Raw genomic sequence first — 4,143 nt, 5'->3', positions numbered from 1 at the left:
TTTTATGCCCGAAAGTCACCAAGTTTATAATATGCTGGTGACTTAATTGGTGACTCATAAAACAAAAAAGCCCTTCGATTGCTCGTAAGGGCTTGATTTTTATGGAGCTGGTGATGGGACTCGAACCCGCGACCGGCTGATTACAAATTAGCAACCCTCATGTTTTACCCGCCTTTACCATCTTTTAATAAGCACTATTAACCCTTGTTAATCAATGCACTTAAGTTATAATAAGTCAGACGGTCTTTGAATTGTTTTGATTCAATCTGCTTATTAATTGCTTATTAATTTTTGGGGTGGCTCGTGAAGCTGAACAAAACCATAGTTGATGCCCTTCCCTTTGCCGATAACGGGCAGGTGTTCTATTGGGACGACGGACTGCCTGGGTTTGGCATGTACATCGGCAAGACGGCTAAGACATGGTGTGTCCAACAACGGATAGCCAATAAGACCAAGCGCGTCGTATTGGGGAAATACCCCACCATGACGGCTGAACAGGCACGGAACACAGCCAAGAAGCGGATAGGCGAACTGGCGGCTGGCATTGACCCCGTAAAGGTAAGGCGCGAACAGAAGGTAAAGGCCATAACCCTAGGTGAAGTGTTTGACGATTTCCTCAAGTCTAGGACGCTAAAGCCCAAGACCATACGCGATTACACGGGGGTAATGAATAACATCTACCCAGACTGGCAAAAACTGCCCATCACCGACATTAGCCGCGATGCCGTGGAACGCCGCCATAACAAGGCAGGCACGGAACGCGGCAAGGCTTACGCTAACTTGGGGGCGCGTACCCTTCGCAGCGTGTTGAACTATGCCAGTGCCAAGTACGAGACCGGAAAAGGCTTGTCGATACTGCCAGAGAACCCCATCAAGCGCATTAGCCAGACTAGGAGCTGGTACAAGGTCAAGCCCCGCACAGGCCACCTTAAAGCCCACCAACTGAAAGCGTGGTTTGATGCCGTGCTTACCATCGACAACGACACCATAAGGGATTACCTGCAATTCGTGATATTGACGGGTTGCCGCAAGGCCGAAGCGGGTAAGTTGCAATGGGCGGACATTGACCTCACCGACCGCAGCTATAGCCTTCGTGACCCCAAGAACAACAGGCCGATGCAACTGCCCTTGTCTGATTACTTGGCGGCTATGCTCACCCAGCGCAAGGCCAACAGCACCAGCCCCTTTGTGTTCCCTGGCGAGGGTGCAAGCGGTTATCTGGTAGAACCCAAGCGGCAGATAGCCAAGGTTATCGCGCAAACGGAAATGCCCTTCACCATGCACGACTTACGCCGGACATTTGTCACCCTGGCGGAATCGTTGGACATATCGGCCTATTCCGTTAAAGCCTTGGTGAACCACAAGCAGGGCGAAGACGTGACCAGCGGCTATATCCAGTTGAACGTCGAACGGCTAAGGCTACCCATGCAGACCATCACCGACTTCATGCTGAAATCGGCAGGGGTAAAGATGGCTAATGCATACAACAAATAAGTCCTAAATTGAATTAAAAAACTTCATATGTACTGCATTTTGATATCACAAGGGCATACCAACTCCTTCTTGGTCAGGCTTAACCACTATCTTGCAAATATTCTCTTTTTTAATATTAATTAGCCTTTACACTAACCACAGCTGATACTGCAGCGTTATATGCTTGATCAGCTTCTTTGAGAGCTTTTACCTTACATCCTCCCTTAACCCCTGTAATTAAAAGTTGATTTCCAGTTACAGTACATGAGGATTTACCAATTGGACTGCTGACACTATAACTCACAACTCCACTACCTGTCCCGCCAGATGTGGAAAGAGTTGAAGTTCCACCAACTTTGATTACTGTTGGCGAGGCTTTCAGCGTTAGCTTTGCTTGATTGGCTTTATTAACTGTCAAAATCTTAGGTGCAGATGTTGCTGAATTATAGGTAGTATTACCAGCTTTATTAGCTATTAAAGTACAAGTACCTGAACCACCTGTCGCAAATACCTTACTCGCAGAAATATTACAAACAGTTGAGCCAGTGGTTTGAGTTATCGTATAACTAATAGCACCTTTACCAGTGCCTCCAGACGTTTTGAGAGTGGCAGAGCTACCAACTCGCACACTGCTTGGACTTAAGGAAAACACAACAGTTTTTTGATCAGTTTTAGCATTTGCAACAGTAAATGTTTGTGTCGCTTGTGGTGCTGCATTGTAAGTACTATTACCGGTTTGATTGGCTAAAATCCCACAACTTCCAGGGCTTAGACCTGTCACTGTAGTTCCACTAATGCTACAAACTGAAGATGTAGCACTTGTAAAGGTTACAGCTAATCCCGATGTCGCTGTCGCTGATACTGTCCCTGTTCCATTGACACTTACACTGGGTGCCGTTCCAAAGTTGATGGTTTGATCAGTTTTTACACCAAGTAAATTAAGAGCGTCATCAACTTGAATGAGTGGGGTGGTAAAAGTATTATAATAAGAAGGTATAGGAATTCCACTTACTTTGAGAGCGCTTTCAATGGCACCTACTGTGGCATTTGGCAGGCGTGAACGAATAGCGGCAAAAGAACCGGCAACATGAGGTGTTGCCATAGAAGTGCCTGAAGAATAGGCATAAGTACTTGGTGGAATAGACGAATTAATTAAACTACCTGGAGCCAATAAATCTACCATAGTCTCATGCTCATTTGAGTACCACGCAATAGCATTAGACTTGGTAGTTGCACCTACTGTAATAGCGGTCGAAATACACCCTGGTGAGCTAATATAGCCAGTTAAACCATCATTACCGGCGGCAATTATCGTGGCTACACCGGCGGCTCTTAACTGATCAATGATGAGTTTATGTACATTATCATCGCAAGCGGAACTATAGTATCCACCACCTAAACTCATATTTGCAGCAGCAACTGTAACGCTTTGAAAGCTATTAATATTCAGATAAAGCCAGTTCAGGCCAGCAAGAATATCAGAATCATAAGCACCTATACTATTATCAGGAAAGCGGGTAAATACTTGAATAGCTACAATTTTTGATTCTTTAGAGACCCCATTTGGAGGAATACCCACGGTGGTGTTTTCGCCTGCAGCTATGCCGGCAACGTGAGTACCATGCGTACAAAGGTTATCTAATCCATTTATACACGCCGATGTCGTTGCCTCAGCTGCGCCTGTGCCTGTTTGACTAGAAGTCCCATTTGGGCATAACGATATAGCCCCACTATATGAATGGGAAAAGCAAGCCTCACCTACAACTTTTCCACTTAAAAATGGATGATTACTTTGTACCCCAGTATCGAGAACAGCCACCGCTTGCCCTGTTCCAGTCGCTCCCAAGGTATAAGCACCGTTTGGTTCCATACCAATCAGAGGCACACTATCTTGAAGATTGGTATAGTTAAGTGAATCAGCATAAATGGCCGTTATTTCTGGAACTGCGGCTATTGCTTCTAATTCACTTTGGTCAACTGTCATTGCCATCATTGGACTAATATCATAACGACGCAAAGGACGGCTTGCTCCGCGTATTTTTTTTAACTCGTTTGTGCCAAAATTCTTAAGCAGAATTTTTTCCTCAATTATCGCTTTTTCCTGCTTATATTGCTTAAGATCATTATTTTGGGCGCTTGATTTCGGCAACCCTGACTTTATCTTGTAACGCAAAATAATCCTAACATTACCACTTTGCTTAAGCTCATTATAAATGGCAGGTGCGCCATTCGATTTTGCTACTAAATTTGGATCGTAAGCTTTCGTGGAAGAGTTATCGCTAAAAGCTAATTCTTTGTTCGGCAAATCTCCTCTTGATCCTATTGAAGCTTCTGCATCTTCAGAATGGGTGACAACACCTTGACTTGATACCGCAAAAAACAACATAATCATAAATTTAAAAAAATTACTTTTATAATTGTTCATAATGGTTCTATCCAGTTTCAGGCTATAAGGCAAGAAAATAATGTTTTACTTTTTTATATTGAAAAGTAAATTTTCTGCAATTAAAAAATCATATCATGAGACCTTTGCACAAACAGCAGAAACTCCGGCTGACTGGTCAAAAGCCGATTTTTTTGAATTGGCATTCACCTTAATGGGCGGTATTCGGCTGAAATACGCATTTATCTCGCCATTTTTCATAAACCCTTGGCTATTTTTCGCGGTTT

Annotated in this window: 2 protein-coding genes; one reads left to right on the top strand and one right to left on the bottom strand. The window is 44.0% G+C overall.

What is annotated here, in order from left to right; translation table 11 throughout:
* Window positions 1–303 precede the first annotated feature (303 nt).
* Window positions 304–1,494, top strand: coding sequence for a tyrosine-type recombinase/integrase (locus AC1YY3_RS12855; protein WP_482194582.1), 1,191 nt, complete (start codon window positions 304–306; stop codon window positions 1,492–1,494).
* Window positions 1,495–1,609: 115 nt separating this feature from the next.
* Here the strand turns inward: AC1YY3_RS12855 and AC1YY3_RS12850 are convergent, their stop codons facing one another.
* Window positions 1,610–3,898, bottom strand: coding sequence for a S8 family peptidase (locus AC1YY3_RS12850; protein ID WP_482194581.1), 2,289 nt, complete (start codon window positions 3,896–3,898; stop codon window positions 1,610–1,612).
* Window positions 3,899–4,143: the final 245 nt, after the last annotated feature.

It is taken from the genome of Methyloglobulus sp., from assembly GCF_964779595.1.
Note: the sequence above shows the minus strand (reverse complement) of the source record. Positions and strands in the feature narration are given on the sequence as shown.